Origin of the sequence: Streptomyces chattanoogensis, from assembly GCF_001294335.1 — a bacterium.
In the GTDB taxonomy this organism is placed as follows: Bacteria; Actinomycetota; Actinomycetes; order Streptomycetales; family Streptomycetaceae; genus Streptomyces; species Streptomyces chattanoogensis.
Genome location: NZ_LGKG01000190.1, coordinates 15,899 through 29,438 on the forward strand (window position 1 = coordinate 15,899; position 13,540 = coordinate 29,438).

The following is a 13,540-nucleotide window of genomic DNA, read 5'->3' on the forward strand; positions in this document are numbered from 1 at the left end:
GAAGCCGCCCCCGACCTCCCCAGAAGTGGACTCCATGAGCGCGATCAATATCGGCCAGGCCATCGTCCTCGGTGCCGTCGAGGGGGTGACGGAATTCCTCCCCGTCTCCTCCACCGGCCATCTCAAGATCACCGAGGGCCTGATGGGGATCCCCGTGGACGACAAGTCCGTCGTGGGCTTCTCGGCCGTCATCCAGGTCGGCGCGATCGCCGCGGCGCTGGTCTACTTCGGCAAGGACATCGTGCGCATCGTGGGCGCGTGGTTCCGGGGTCTGCGCAACCGCGAGGAGCGCTACCACCACGACTACAAGTTCGCCTGGTGGGTCATCTACGCCACCATCCCGATCGTCGTCGTGGGTCTGGCCGCCAAGCCCCTGATCGAGGGGCCGCTCGCCTCACTCTGGGTGGTGGCCGGATCGCTGATCATCGGCAGTGGCGTGATGTGGGCGGCGGACCAGATGGGGCGCCACAAGCGCGGTGAGGACGACACCTCCCTCAAGGACGCCATGTGGGTCGGCTGCTCCCAGATCCTCGCCCTGCTCTTCCCCGGCTTCTCCCGCTCCGGTGCGACCATGTCCACCGCCCTCATCCTCGACCTGGAGCGGGTCGCGGCCACCCGCCTGTCCTTCTTCCTCGGCATCCCCGCCCTCACGGGAGCGGGCATCTACGAGCTGAAGGACGCCGTCGGCTCGGGCGCCGCCATCGCCCCGCTGGCCGTCGGCACGGTCGTCTCCTTCGGCGTCGCCTACGCCTCGATCGCCTGGCTGCTGAAGTTCGTGGCCAAGCACTCCTTCAACTCCTTCGTCATCTACCGGATCATCATCGGCGTGTTCCTGTTCGGGCTGCTGAGCATGGGTGTGGTGGGCTGACGCCCCTGCCGTCCCAGGGGCTGCCGTGTACAGCCGAAGGGCCGCCGCCGTCTCGGCCGGGACGGCGGCGGCCCTTCGGCTGTACACGGCCGAGCAGCGGCGGCCATCGGGAGCCGTCCGCCGCTGTTACGCGGGAACCGCCGCCGTGGCAGCAGTGCCCGTCGCCGCCCATGCGGCCGGGAGCCGGCTGAGGCCCTGGGTGCGCAGCTGCGCGTAGCCGGGGCGGATGACCTGGTGGATCAGGGCGAGGCGCTCGTCGAACGGGAGGAAGGCGGACTTCATCGCATTGACGGTGAACCACTCCATGTCGTCCAGGCCGTAGCCGAAGGTGTCGGCCAGATGCCCGAACTCCTGCGTCATGGTGGTGCCGCTGACCAGGCGGTTGTCGGTGTTGACGCAGACGCGGAACTTCAGCCGGCGCAGCAGGTCGATGGGGTGCTCGGCGTACGAGGCGGCCGCGCCGGTCTGGAGGTTGGACGTGGGGCATACCTCGAGGGCGATGCGCTGGTCGCGTATGTACGAGGCGAGCCGGCCGAGCGTGACCGAACCGTCGGCGGCGACGGTGATGTCCTCGGTGATCCGGACGCCATGGCCGAGCCGGTGGGCGCCGCAGCGCTGCACCGCTTCCTGGATGGAGGGCAGGCCGACGGCCTCGCCGGCGTGGATGGTGACGTGGCTGCCGGCCGCCCGCAGATGGTCGAAGGCATCGGCATGGCGCCCGGGCGGGTTGCCGGCCTCGGCGCCGGCGATGTCGAAGCCGACGACTCCGGAATCGCGGTAGGCGACGGCCAGTTCGGCGATCTCGCGGGAACGGTCGGCGTGCCGCATGGCGGTCAGCAGGGTGCCGACGCGGATCGTGCGCCCGGCGGCCGCGGCGCGCCGCTCGCCCTCGCGGAAGCCGTCGTTGACCGCCTCGATGACCTGTTCCAGGCCGAGGCCGCCCTCGAGGTGCTGCTCGGGGGCGTACCGGATCTCGGCGTAGACGACCCCGTCGGCGGCCAGGTCCTCAGCCGCCTCGGCCGCGACCCGGTGCAGGGCCTCGCGGGTCTGCATCACGGCGCAGGTGTGCGCGAAGGTCTCCAGGTAGCGCTCGAGCGAACCGGAGTCGGCGGCGTCGCGGAACCATGCGCCGAGCCGCGCGGGGTCGGAGGTGGGCAGGCCCTGGTAGCCCGCGTCACGGGCGAGTTCGACGATGGTGGCGGGGCGCAGACCGCCGTCCAGATGGTCGTGCAGCAGGACCTTCGGCGCCTGGCGGATCTGTTCCCGGTCGAGGGTGCCGGAGGAAGGCTTGTCTGACAAGTGCATGGGGTGGGAGTGTAGCTCCAGGCCCGGGTAACCGGAATGGGGGCCGTCACAGCGCCCGTCCGGTCACCGCGCCTGCCAGACGGGGAGCACCGGCGCCCCCGTGGGCAGCATGTACTTGGCCGCCAGAACGGGCGTCCGCCCGGCGTGGACGACCTGTGTCACCAGGACGGCCGGGGTGTCCGCGGGCCGGTCGAACTGCTCCCCGCGGCGGCGGCCGAGCATGGTGGCGACCACGGTGGAGGAGCCTTTCAGAGGCATGCCGCGACCCGCTTCCAGCAGCAGCCGGAGCATGGTCGAGGGTGTGTCCTGCGGCGCATCGAGCGCCTGGGCGGGCGCGAGGCCGAGCCCGGTGAGCGTCTCGTCGGTGGCCGACCACTCGTGCGCCAGACAGGACGGCAGGCCGTTGACCTCGATCATGCTCTCCCAGAACCGGACCTCGCCATGGGCCGGGAGCAGCAGATGCTGCGCGGAGAAGTCGGTCGGCTCCTCCGTGGTCTGCGCCAGCCGGACGGTACGGACCGCCTGCCCCGCGCCGAGCAGCTCCTCCATCGGCTTCAGGGTCTCGAACCCGCGCCGCGGGGGATGGTGGTTGACGGTACGCCCCACCCCGCGCCGTACCGTGATGACCCCGTCCTCCTGGAGCAGGATCAGCGCCTCGCGCAGCGCGGGCCGGCTGACGCCCAGGTCGGCGGCGAGACGGGGTTCGGTCGGAAGCTGCGATCCGGGCGGGTAGACGCCCTGATGGATCGCTTCCACGATCCGCTCGTACAGCACGACGACCGGGCGTCGCTGCTGTTGTCTGTCAGCCATTGCCATCTCCTGAGGTTGCCGTCGGACTGCCGCTGGCAACGGTCCAGCCTACGCAGGAGCGGAACGGGAGGGGATGGCGGTGGGAAGCAGGCGCGCGCGGAGCTGACGTCGGAGCCGCACACGACGTGTTGTCAGACAAGGTGCTGCCGACGGATCCGTACGCGCCCGCCGACCGGCGGTCCGGCGCATGTCCGGACCGCCGTCGGGAGCTCCTTCACAGCCGCAGCGGCAAGGAGGTGAGCCGCCAGGTGCCGGGCAGCGGCGCGCGCTCCAGGCGGTCGGCCTCGACGGCCAGCGAGACGTCGGGATAGTGCGCGAGCAGTTTGCCGAGGGCGACCTCGCCCTCCTGGCGGGCGAGGGTGGCGCCCAGGCAGTAGTGCATTCCGTGGCCGAAGCCGACATGGTTCTCGGCCTGGCCGGCCGGGTGGCGGGTGAGGTCGAGGCGCTCGGGGTCGTCGTAGTGGCGGGGGTCGAAATTGGCGGCGACCAGGCTGAGCTGGACGGCCTCGCCCTTGCGGACGGGGGTGCCGGCGAGGTCGATGTCCTCGGAGGCGTAGCGCAGCTGGGTCGCCTGGACCGGTCCGCACCAGCGCATCAGTTCATGGACGGCACGGGGGAGCAGACCCGGGTCCGACTTCAGCAGCGCCAGCTGAGCCGGGTGGGTGAGCAGCGCGGCCGTGCCGTTGCCTATCAGGTGCGCGGTGGTTTCGTGGCCGGCTATGACGAGGGTGAGGACCATGGTGACCATCTCGACGTCGCTGAGCCGGCCGCCGTCGTCATCGTGCGTCCGGATCAGCTCGCTGAGCAGATCGTCCGTCAGTGCGCCGCGCCGCGTCCGGATCAGTTCGTGGACGTGGTCGACGATGGCCGGCAGCGCTCGGCCGATGCCGTCCGGCTCCAGCGATACGAGGTCGGCGCTCCAGTCCCGCCATTGCGGGCGGTCCGCTTCCGGAATGCCGACCAGCTCGCAGATGACGGTGATGGGAAGGGGATAGGCGAAGTGCTGGATGAGATCCACGACCCCGTCCTCGGCGTGCTCGGGGAGCCGGGCCAGCAGATCGTCGGCGATCTGTGCCACGCGCGGGCGCAGGTCGGTGATCTTGCGCGCCGTGAAGGCGCGTGACACCAGGCGGCGGAGGCGGGTGTGGTCGGGTGCGTCGTTGTTGAGGATCGACCCGAGGAGGTAGGGGCGGAACTCCTGGGGGAGGCCCATGGTGTCCAGCAGGCGGCTCAGCGGGTTCTCGTCCGTGCCGCCCCGGGAATGGGCCGGGTTGTTGACGAAGCGCTGGTCGCGTAAGACCGCGCGTACGTCGTCGAAGCGGGTGACGAACCACACCGGCGAGTCGTCCACGAAGCGGCCGCGGACGACCGGCCCCTGCTCGCGCAGGGCGCCGTAGCCCTTGACGGGGTCGCTGATCAGGGCCGGTTCCATGATGTTCGGCTCGCCCGGGTGCTTGCCGACGTGCGCGGCGAAGGGGTTGGCGGGCACTGCGGGGGATGCGGGTGCCGTGGATGCGGTGGACGACGCCGATGACGTGGATGACGTGCGTGATGCGGACATACGGTTTCTCCTCCGGGTCGGGAGTCGGTCTCAGTCCCGCAGCTGCCGGCGCATTTCCCGTGAGCTGAGCTCTGCCAGGTGCTCGTAGAGAGCGATGATCTCGGGGGCGGCGGCGGTCGCGGCGGCGAGCGCCTGGTGGGCGCCCGGGGCGGGGTCCGCGGCGGCCGGGGTTTCCAGTACGCCGCGGAGCGTGTGGGCCAGGATGTCGGTCCGTACCTCCGCGGGCAGCGGGGTACCGGTGTCAAGCACTTCGGTCAGGGCGAAACCGGCGGTCACCGCCTGCATGGCGTACTGCTGATGGGCGACATCGACGTCATCGCGCACCAGGCCGTGCTCGCGCAGCACCTGGAGATGGCGGCACAGGGCGCGGTTGCCGTGCACCATCAGCTCCGCGAGCTCCTGTTTGGCGGTCTCGTTGAGGCGGCCGAGGATGTCGGAGTCGTCGGTGTGGACGGCTCGTAGCACCGGGTCGCCCAGGTAGTCGACGTAGAGCCCGCACATCATGCGGCTCGGCAGGACCTCCAGCGGATCGGCCCGCATCCGCCCCAACTGGCGGTGCAGGCTCTGCACCTTGGCGTTGAGCACGACGGCCAGGAGGAGGGCGTCCTTGGTCTTCCAGTGGAGGTAGACCGTGCCCTTGCCGATGTTGGCCCGGCGGGCGATCTCGTCGATGGTCACCCGTCGGTAGCCCCAGGCGAGCAGCAGCTCGCCGGCCACCTCGAGGATGCGTTCACCGCGCTGTGTCTGATCCACGGCCTGCGTCTCTCCCGGGTTTCTCGTCCTCACCCCCGACTCCGTGACCAGATTTCACATCTGGTCACGGAGTCAAAGTTAAGCGGGGGGAGGGAAGGCGGTAAGGGGGTTTCCGGCCAGGTGCGTTCCGGGCACATGGGGCATGCGCGGGCGGTTCCGGGCGGGGAGCGGGGGGTCGGGACGCCGCGGCGGGGCCCATGAGGGCAGGCGGACACCGCGCTTCAGGCTACCCCAACTCTCATACTGCATAAGGGAATTGATTGGCCGAGACCGCTCCGGGACCCTCTGGACCGGCCCGCCCGTGCTGCCTTAGCGTCGAAGGTCCCCCAGCGGCACCGTAAGCCCAGTGGCACCGTGATAGCGCCGCCGCCCGCGCCCCCAACACGTCACTGCTCAGGGAAGCCGAGGACGCGCCGTGACCACCATCCCGCAGCCGCCCGACATCCTCTCCCCGGAATTCGAAGCGGACCCCTACTCCGCGTACCGCGTCCTGCGGGAGCACTACCCGCTCCTCCGCGACCCGCGCACCGGGAGCTATCTGGTCTCCCGGTACGAAGACGTCCAACGGGCCTTCCGGGACCCGGTGTTCACCAGCGACAACTACGCGTGGCAGATCGAGCCCGTACACGGCGGCCGGACCCTGCCTCAGATGAGCGGGCGCGAACACGCGGTGCGCCGCGCCCTGGTGGCGCCCGCCTTCCGGGGCCGGGACCTGCGCGAGAAGTTCCTGCCGGTGATCGAGCGCAATGCCCGGGAGCTGATCGACGCCTTCCGCGAGGCCGGCGAAACGGACCTGGTGGCGAGCTTCGCGACCCGCTTCCCGATCAATGTCATCGTCGACATGCTCGGCCTGGACCGGGCCGACCACGACCGCTTCCACGCCTGGTACAAGGTGGTGGTCGAGTTCTTCGGCAACATCGCGCAGGATCCCGCCGTCGCGGCCGCCGGGCTGCGCGTCAACCGGGAGCTGACCGCATATCTCCACCCCGTCATCCAGGAGCGGCGCGCCACGCCCGGGGACGATCTGCTGTCCGCCCTGTGCGCCGCCGAGATCGACGGCACCCGGATGACCGACCAGGACATCACCGCGTTCGTCAGCCTGCTGCTCTCGGCCGGCGGCGAGACCACGGACAAGGCCCTGGCGAGCGTCTTCCGCAACCTGCTCACCCATCCCGGCCAGCTCGCGGCCGTACGGGCCGACCGCAGCCTCGTCCTGCCGGCCTTCGTCGAGAGCCTGCGCTACAGCCCGCCGGTCCACACGATCATGCGGCAGCCCGCCGCGGACGTCACGCTCAGCGGCGGCACCGTCCCGGCCGGGTCCACGGTCATCTGTCTGATCGGCGCCGCCAACCGCGACGAGCGGCGCTACGCCTCTCCCGAGGCGTTCGACATCTTCCGTACGGAGATCGCGGCGGCCCAGGCCTTCAGCGCCGCCGCCGACCATGTGGCCTTCGGGCTCGGGCGGCACTTCTGCGTGGGCGCACTGCTGGCCAGGGCCGAGGTGGAGGTCGGCGTGAACCAGCTGCTGGACGCCTTCCCCGGCATGGAATTCGCGGACGGCACGGCGCCCGCCGAAGCGGGCGTGTTCACCCGGGGGCCGGCCGGCCTTCCGGTGCGGCTGACGCCCGCTGCGTGACCATGGGTAACTGTGCGTAACGGTGGCCGGGGTGCGCCCGGGCGGACGGCCGCGTTCCGGACCACCGGGTCGTGACGCTGCGCCGCCGCCCGTCCGGTGTCAGACTTGAAGCACCGCACCGGCTGCTGGCGGCCGGTGCCCCCTGCCGCCGAGGGGGAGACTCATGACCTGGGCATCTTGGACGACGATCGGGATCTATGCGCGGCCCGGTGTGGTGCGCACCGAGGAGGTCGGTGTGATCGACGGTGACCTCAGCGTGCATACGACCTGGACGGAGGGCCAGGCTCATGTGGCAGTGCAGTACACCGGGGCGACGGACTGGTTCACGATGGCCGGCAGCCCGGTCCCCTGTGCGTCGGAAGAGGAGAGCCGCAGCTTCCACCAAGCGGTGGTCGAGGCGATGCGGGACAGCGAAGAGGCCACACACTCGCTGAAGGAGCTCTTCCAGCAGTAGCCGGTAGCCGGAACGGCCCATCCGCCCTGCCGCCTCACCCCACCCCCCTTCGCCCGGACAGTGCAGCCCGGACCTTTCCGCGTGGACCTCTCCGCCTGGACCTCTCCGCCTAGACATTTTTGACGCCCCATCGCTCTTAGGGCTGACGGCGACGAGGCAATCGCGGGAAAGGGCTGCAAGGTGACGGAGTGGCAGTGGATGGTGGTGGCCATCGGCGGACCGGCGGGGGTGATGGGCGTATGCGCGGCGGTGGCTTATCGCATCAGGGAGCGGGCCCGGACGGGCGGGCTCGTGGCCGCGGCCCGGGCCATGCGCCCGGGCGGCACGATCCGCTACCGCTCGCTCGACCGGCAGGGGCGGGCCACCACGGAGTGGGAGGTGCGGCTTCCCCCGGCCGCCGGGCACCGCGCCCGGGACTCCGACGGCCGGGTGCCCGGCGAGCACGGTGGGTGTGGTGAGGCCGCCTGACCGGGCCGCGGCCGAGGCGGAGTGCGAGGCGCTGTTCCGGGCCCACAAGGACGGGCTGCTGGCCGCGGCGATGGTGGTGGATCCGCATCTCGCATGGGACGGTGTGCAGCAGGCGTTCGAAGAGGCGCTGACGCGCATGCTGGCGCCGCACGCGCCGCCCGTACGCAACTGGTGGGGCTGGCTACGGCAGGTGACGATCCGTCATGTAGTGGCGCGCCGCCAGGAAGTCGCCGCCCACGCCTCGGCCGAGGGCCTTGACGGGATCGATCCCGCCCCCTTGACGGAGGACCTCGTGGTGATCAAGGAGAAGTTCGAGGGAACTCTGCGTCAGGTTGCGGCGTTGCCCCTGAGACAGCGGCATGCGGTCGGTCTTCGGTTCCTCGGGGGCTTCTCCTATCCCGAGATCGCACGGATCATGGCGGTGGAGGAGGTCACGGTGCGCAATCTCATCAGTCAGGCGCGTCGTTCGCTCAAGGCCGATCGAGGGAGGCTGTGATGAGCGACCCCGCCGCCCGCGCATGGCGCGCCCCCTCACCCCCGCGCAGGGTGAGAACGGCCGCCCCCGGTGAAGCCGCTGCGGCCGGTGCCCCGGACGGGTCCCGCACAACGGATACGTCCCGCGCCCCGGTTACGCCCGGCGCAGCGCCCGAGGAACGGGAGCTGCGGGAGTCGCTGGCCGAGGCCGAGCGGCAGGCCGGCCAGATGGTGAGCACATACGTCGACGACGACCTCGCGCTGCGGCAGCTGCGTCGCCGGCTTGCGGCGGTGGACGTCGGCGCCGCCGATACGGCGGCCGGTGCCGGGGCCGAGGGCGGCGTCGCCGATGTCCAGGGCTTCGGGCCGGGCGAGCTGGCCATGTTCGACCTCATTCCCGGCCCGGTGGCGGTGGTGCACGGCCCCGACCATCGGGTGGCGTACGTCAATGGCGCCTACACCGAACTCTTCGGCGCGCGGCCGGCCGGGCAGAAGGCGCGTGACGCGCTGCCCGAGCTCGACGCGCTGGGGCTGCTGCCGCTGATGGACCAGGCGTGGCGCAGCGGCCGTGCCCGTACCGCGAAGGCGCGGCGCCTGCCGGGCGGCGCGGGGCGGGACCCGGCCCGCAGCTCCTACTACACCTTCACCTGCACGCCGGTGGAGCAGTACGGCGTGCTGGTCTTCGGCGCGGATGTCACCGGCCAGGTCGAGGCCGCCGAGCGCCTCCGCGCCGGCGAGGCCCGTCAGCGCGCGGCGGCCGTCGCCCTCCAGCGCTCCCTTCTGCCGCAGGAGCTGGAGCAGCCCGACGACCTCCGCGTCGCCGCCACGTATCAGCCCGGCGACGCGGAGGGGGCGGTCGGCGGTGACTGGTATGACGTCATCACGCTCGGCGCGGGCCGTACGGCCCTGGTCATCGGGGATGTGATGGGGCGTGGGGTGCGCGCCGCGGCACCGCCGCTGGGCACCGGCGGCCGGCTGCACACCTCCGGCTCCTTCCCCCTCGGCCCCGGCTGCAGCGCCGTCCTCTACACCGACGGCCTCGTCGAACGCCGCGACCAGGACATCGACGACGGCATCCGCGAGCTGGAGCGCGCCCTCGCGGGCGCCTCCGGTTCGCCGCAGGTGATGTGCGACCGGCTGATGCGATCCCTGGGCGTGACCGCCGGTCTCGACGGCGACGCCGCCGTCCTGGTCGTCCAGCGTCCCGCCCGCACGGGGCCGGATGCGGAGCTGTTCCGCAACGCCGCCCTGGAACTCCACGGCGGCACCGAAGCGGCCCCCCGCGCCCGCGCCTTCGCCTCCGGCGTCCTGGCCTCCTGGCGCTTCCCGGCCGAGCTCTACGACCTCGGCGTCCTGGCCGCCGGCGAACTGGTCGCCAACTCCCTCCAGCACGGCACCCCCCCCATGCGCCTCCGCCTGCGCCGTACGGACCGCCGCCTGATCATCGAGGTCACCGACGGCGACGACCACCTGCCCCGCCGCCGCCGTGCCGGGCCCGCCGACGAGACGGGCCGCGGCATCTCCGTCGTCGCCACCATCGCCTCGTCCTGGGGCTCCCGCCGCACCCCGGGCGGCGGCAAAGCGGTGTGGTGCGAATTCCGGCTCCCGGGCGGCTGAGCCGGGCCCGCCGACGTTCCGGCCCGGCTACCGGCGGTCGTCCTGCTGGCGGTCCCCGCGGTCACATTCCTGGCGCCAGACCAGTTGGCCCTGGTACATGAACCCCTTGATGTTGCAGTCGTGGTGGCCCTGGCGCTCCTGATGGTCGTTGTCGAGGTCGCAGGCCAGGGCGCTGGCGGCGCTGCCGAGGACAACGGTGGCTGCCAGGACGCCGGCGGCAATCGCGGCACGGATGTGCATGGGTGCTCCTCAAGGGGATGGAACGGTGATTCCGGATTTTTCAGGGATCACCTGGGCGGCATCCCCGCAAACGCGGTTTCCGCCAATTGCACGAAGCGCGACGGGATCTGACGGCCCGCCACTGCTGACGATTCGTCAGGCATGGCCCGCATCCTGCACAGCACGGCCGACACCATGTGACCGGCACTGCGTGTGTGTCCGGCACTGCGTGACCGCCCGGCCGGCCGGGTCCTACTCGGTCTGCGGGGCCAGGTGCCTGGTGAACCAGTCCTGCGCCAGGTCGGCCACCGCGTCCAGCGTCCCCGGCTCCTCGAAGAGATGGGTGGCATGGGGGACGACTTCGAGCTGGTTCTCACAGCGCAGCTCTTCCAGGGCCTGGCGGTTGAGGTCGAGGACCAGCGGGTCGGCGCCGCCCACGATCAGCAGCGTCGGTGCCCTGACCTCGCCGAGATGCGGTCCGGCGAGGTCAGGGCGCCCGCCGCGGGAGACCACGGCGCCGATGTCGATGTCGGTGGCCGCGGCGGCCCGCAGCGCGGCCGCGGCTCCGGTGCTGGCCCCGAAATAGCCGATCGGGATGGGCACCCGGCTGTGCAGCCAGCGGGTGGCGTCGGCCAGCCTCCCGGCCAGGGTCTCGATGTCGAAGACATTCGCCCGGTCGGCCTCTTCGGGCGGGGTGAGCAGGTCGAAGAGGAGGGTGCCCAGACCGGCCCGGTTCAGCACCCCGGCCACGCTCCGGTTACGGGGACTGTGCCGGCTGCTCCCCGAGCCATGGGCGAACATCACCACCGCCTCGGCGCCCTCCGGAAGGGTGAGGTCCCCGGCCAGCCGTACGCCGCCCGCGTCGACCTCCACCGGCTCCTCGACGCCGGCGCCGTGTGCCGCGGCGGGCCGCTCGGCCACTGGGCGGGCCGCCGCCTCGGTCAGCAGGGCGATGACCTCCTCGTCGGGGGTCTGCGAGAAGTCCTGGTACCACTCGCCGACCGCGGAGAACGCCGCCGGTGTGGACAGGCACACCACCTCGTCCGCCTTGGTGCGCAGCCAGGCCGCGGCATCCGGCGGCGCCACCGGGACGGCCAGCACCACCCGGCCCGCGCCCTGTGCCCGTACCACTTCGCAGGCGGCCGCGGCGGTGGCCCCGGTCGCGATGCCGTCGTCCACCAGGATCGCCGTACGGCCCTTGAGGGACAGCCGCTGCCGTCCGGCGCGGAAGCGGCGTGCCTGCCGGACCAGCTCGGCCTCCTCGGTGCGCTCGACGGCCTGGAGGTCCGCCTGCCGGATCCGGCCGCGGCGGACGATGTCCTCGCTGATCACCCGTACGCCGCCTTCGCCGATGGCGCCGAAACCCAGCTCGCGGTGGTACGGCACGCCGAGCTTGCGGACGACGATCACATCGAGGGGGGCGCCGAGGGCCTGTGCCACCTGGTGGGCGACCGGGACTCCGCCGCGGGGCAGTCCCAGGACGACGGGGTCTTCCCCGGCGAGGTGGCGCAGCGCTTCGGCAAGGCGGTGCCCCGCTTCCGTGCGATCGGTGAACAGCACAGTTGTGCACCCCCTACCCAGGGGAGACAGAAGCCACGTCCACACCTATTTCGAACCAACCCCATCCGTGGGCGTTTCGCAAGTCGGGACAGCCCTGGGAGCCGGGCGCCCGGCGGCCGCCGGGCGATCGTGTTTACCGTCGGTGTATGGAACGAAGCGGGCGTGTAAGCGGGCGCATCAGGGCCGCCCTGATCGACATCGACGGCGTGCTCACCGTCTCCTGGAAGCCGCTGCCCGGTGCCGTGGAGGCCATGGCACGGCTGCGGTCGGCCGGACTGCCGCTGGCACTGGTCACCAACACCACCTCGCGGACCCGCGCAGTGCTCGCGGGGAGGCTGGCCGACGCGGGGTTCCCGGTGGACGCCGACGACATTCTCACCGCACCCTCGGTCACCGCCGGCTATCTGCGCGAGCACCATCCGGGCGCCCGCTGCCTGCTGATCAACTCCGGTGAGGTGGGAGACGATCTCGAGGGCGTGACGCTCGTGGACGAGGGGGCGGACGAGACCCCGGACGTGGTCGTTTTCGGCGGTGCGGGCAGTGCGTTCGGCTACGAGACCCTCAATGCCGCCTTCCGCCACCTCCAGGGCGGCGCCCGGCTGGTGGCCATGCACCGCAATCTGTACTGGCGCACGGCACAGGGGCTCGACCTCGACACCGGCGCCTTCCTCCTGGGGCTGGAGCGCGCCGCCCGCGTCGAGGCGGAGGTCACCGGCAAGCCCGCCCAGGCGTTCTTCGCCACCGCCCTGGCGCACCTCGGGGCCACGCCGGACGAAACGCTGATGGTGGGCGACGACATCGAATCCGATGTTCTGGCGGCCCAGCGCAGCGGCATCACCGGGGTGCTCGTCAAGACCGGCAAGTACCTTTCCGAGACGCACCGCGCGGCCGACGGAACCCCCGATCACGTCATCGACTCGTTCGCGGATCTGCCGGATCTGCTGGAGCTTCCCGGCCGCCCTCGGTGACCAGGCCCTCGATCTCCGCGACCGCCCACCGTCCCGCCACCCCCGGGCACCCCGCCAGATACTCGGCCGCCTGCCGCGCGGTCCAGCCGTGGGCGGCGACGACGCCCGCCGCGATGTGGCGGAGATAGGCGGCGGACGGGGCGTTGAGCGGGACGCCGGCGCTGGGCCAGGGCGCCGTGAAGGTCAGTACGGGAAAGCCGTCCAGCTGACCGGCGCGCACCAGCGTCTCGTAGCGGCCGGGCCCCAGACGAGCCCGCCCCCGGCCCAGCACTTCGGTCAGATCGAGATCCTCGCCGGGCTCGCGGTACATCTCCTGGGCCGCGATGTCCGAGAACTGACCCACCGTCAAAAGATAGGCGTACGCGACAAGCTCCCCCTCGGCATCCGGGTCGTAAAAGGCCCTGCCGCCGGTCCACACCTGGGATTCGGTGGCGAAGTAGAGCAGGCCCGGCAGCCTGACCGGCGCGGAACGCGCGGGCGGGCGGGGGTCCCGGCACCCCGGATGACTGCGCCGCCCGCCCGGCGCCCGCCCGCCCTCCAGGTAGGCGGCGAGCCGTCCGGGATCCATGTTCGAGCCGTACGCGGCGTACCAGATCCTGGCGGTGGGCCGGTGTGGTGTGGTCACGGGCGCCCCTTCGCCGTCAGGCCGCTGCTTCCTCTAAACGGTACGTTGGCGGCCCGTCGCTGCGCTTTGCCTGGGCCGTACGTTGTCGGCTTTCCCGCCGTGGGGGTTTGTCGCCGTTGCCCGTCCGCTGCGCTTTGCCTGGGCCCCACGTTGTCGTCTGCGGCGCCGCGGTTGTTTCTCGCCGTTGCGCCTGCGGCGGGCGGTGCCGCTGCGCGGGGCTGT

General features: G+C 71.8%; 14 protein-coding genes. 7 read left to right on the plus strand and 7 right to left on the minus strand.

Translation table 11 applies throughout. The annotated features are described in order from the left end of the window. Positions 1–34 precede the first annotated feature (34 nt). Positions 35–868 (plus strand): undecaprenyl-diphosphate phosphatase, encoded by an 834-nt coding sequence (locus ADL29_RS36015; RefSeq protein WP_053927725.1) that lies wholly within the window; start codon positions 35–37, stop codon positions 866–868. Positions 869–994: 126 nt separating this feature from the next. Here the strand turns inward: ADL29_RS36015 and ADL29_RS36020 are convergent, their stop codons facing one another. From ADL29_RS36020 to ADL29_RS36035, 4 genes are all read right to left on the minus strand, one after another. Beyond that, positions 995–2,173 carry an adenosine deaminase gene (locus tag ADL29_RS36020; RefSeq protein ID WP_053927726.1) on the minus strand — a complete coding sequence of 393 codons (1,179 nt, stop codon included), beginning with the start codon at positions 2,171–2,173 and terminating at the stop codon, positions 995–997. Positions 2,174–2,236: 63 nt separating this feature from the next. Then, positions 2,237–2,983, minus strand: a complete 747-nt coding sequence (locus ADL29_RS36025) for a GntR family transcriptional regulator (RefSeq protein WP_046929183.1) — start codon at positions 2,981–2,983, stop codon at positions 2,237–2,239. A 214-nt stretch (positions 2,984–3,197) separates the two neighbouring features. Beyond that, complete coding sequence (locus ADL29_RS36030; RefSeq protein ID WP_169795287.1) at positions 3,198–4,544, minus strand: cytochrome P450 family protein; 1,347 nt, start codon at positions 4,542–4,544, stop codon at positions 3,198–3,200. A gap of 30 nt (positions 4,545–4,574) precedes the next feature. Next, a complete protein-coding gene (locus ADL29_RS36035; protein ID WP_053927727.1) occupies positions 4,575–5,297 on the minus strand; it encodes a TetR/AcrR family transcriptional regulator in 723 nt (240 codons plus the stop codon). A gap of 415 nt (positions 5,298–5,712) precedes the next feature. On the opposite strand from ADL29_RS36035, the gene ADL29_RS36040 reads away from it, so the two are divergent. From ADL29_RS36040 to ADL29_RS36060, 5 genes are all read left to right on the plus strand, one after another. Then, the gene (locus ADL29_RS36040; protein ID WP_053927728.1) at positions 5,713–6,933 is read left to right on the plus strand and encodes a cytochrome P450; all 1,221 of its coding nucleotides are present in this window, start codon (positions 5,713–5,715) and stop codon (positions 6,931–6,933) included. A 163-nt stretch (positions 6,934–7,096) separates the two neighbouring features. Then, positions 7,097–7,387, plus strand: a complete 291-nt coding sequence (locus ADL29_RS36045) for a hypothetical protein (RefSeq protein WP_046929186.1) — start codon at positions 7,097–7,099, stop codon at positions 7,385–7,387. Positions 7,388–7,567: 180 nt separating this feature from the next. Beyond that, positions 7,568–7,855 (plus strand): hypothetical protein, encoded by a 288-nt coding sequence (locus ADL29_RS36050; RefSeq protein WP_053927729.1) that lies wholly within the window; start codon positions 7,568–7,570, stop codon positions 7,853–7,855. Continuing rightward, positions 7,842–8,351, plus strand: a complete 510-nt coding sequence (locus ADL29_RS36055) for an RNA polymerase sigma factor (RefSeq protein WP_053927730.1) — start codon at positions 7,842–7,844, stop codon at positions 8,349–8,351. Before ADL29_RS36050 ends, ADL29_RS36055 begins: the two co-directional genes overlap by 14 nt. 206 nt (positions 8,352–8,557) lie before the next feature. Continuing rightward, positions 8,558–9,946, plus strand: coding sequence for an ATP-binding SpoIIE family protein phosphatase (locus tag ADL29_RS36060; protein WP_078971552.1), 1,389 nt, complete (start codon positions 8,558–8,560; stop codon positions 9,944–9,946). 27 nt (positions 9,947–9,973) lie between these two features. Here the strand turns inward: ADL29_RS36060 and ADL29_RS36065 are convergent, their stop codons facing one another. Continuing rightward, positions 9,974–10,186 (minus strand): hypothetical protein, encoded by a 213-nt coding sequence (locus tag ADL29_RS36065; protein ID WP_053927732.1) that lies wholly within the window; start codon positions 10,184–10,186, stop codon positions 9,974–9,976. A 231-nt stretch (positions 10,187–10,417) separates the two neighbouring features. Beyond that, the gene (locus ADL29_RS36070; protein ID WP_053927733.1) at positions 10,418–11,725 is read right to left on the minus strand and encodes a phosphoribosyltransferase family protein; all 1,308 of its coding nucleotides are present in this window, start codon (positions 11,723–11,725) and stop codon (positions 10,418–10,420) included. A 146-nt stretch (positions 11,726–11,871) separates the two neighbouring features. Here ADL29_RS36070 and ADL29_RS36075 point away from each other — a divergent pair, with 146 nt between their 5' ends. Further along, on the plus strand, positions 11,872–12,693 hold the full coding sequence (locus ADL29_RS36075; protein WP_053927734.1) for an HAD-IIA family hydrolase: 822 nt from the start codon (positions 11,872–11,874) through the stop codon (positions 12,691–12,693). Here ADL29_RS36075 and ADL29_RS36080 read toward each other — a convergent pair. Then, on the minus strand, positions 12,635–13,261 hold the full coding sequence (locus tag ADL29_RS36080) for a histone deacetylase (protein ID WP_107095173.1): 627 nt from the start codon (positions 13,259–13,261) through the stop codon (positions 12,635–12,637). The two genes, ADL29_RS36075 and ADL29_RS36080, sit on opposite strands and share 59 nt — an antisense overlap. Positions 13,262–13,540: the final 279 nt, after the last annotated feature.

Excerpts from the sequence above, each read along its gene's own strand:
- ADL29_RS36065 (WP_053927732.1), bottom strand. The coding sequence starts at position 10,186 with ATGCACATCCGTGCCGCGATTGCCGCCGGCGTCCTGGCAGCCACCGTT.
- ADL29_RS36075 (WP_053927734.1), top strand. The coding sequence starts at position 11,872 with ATGGAACGAAGCGGGCGTGTAAGCGGGCGCATCAGGGCCGCCCTGATC.
- ADL29_RS36020 (WP_053927726.1), bottom strand. The coding sequence starts at position 2,173 with ATGCACTTGTCAGACAAGCCTTCCTCCGGCACCCTCGACCGGGAACAG.
- ADL29_RS36060 (WP_078971552.1), top strand. The coding sequence starts at position 8,558 with ATGGTGAGCACATACGTCGACGACGACCTCGCGCTGCGGCAGCTGCGT.
- ADL29_RS36015 (WP_053927725.1), top strand. The coding sequence starts at position 35 with ATGAGCGCGATCAATATCGGCCAGGCCATCGTCCTCGGTGCCGTCGAG.
- ADL29_RS36080 (WP_107095173.1), bottom strand. The coding sequence starts at position 13,261 with ATGGATCCCGGACGGCTCGCCGCCTACCTGGAGGGCGGGCGGGCGCCG.
- ADL29_RS36030 (WP_169795287.1), bottom strand. The coding sequence starts at position 4,544 with ATGTCCGCATCACGCACGTCATCCACGTCATCGGCGTCGTCCACCGCA.
- ADL29_RS36045 (WP_046929186.1), top strand. The coding sequence starts at position 7,097 with ATGACCTGGGCATCTTGGACGACGATCGGGATCTATGCGCGGCCCGGT.
- ADL29_RS36025 (WP_046929183.1), bottom strand. The coding sequence starts at position 2,983 with ATGGCTGACAGACAACAGCAGCGACGCCCGGTCGTCGTGCTGTACGAG.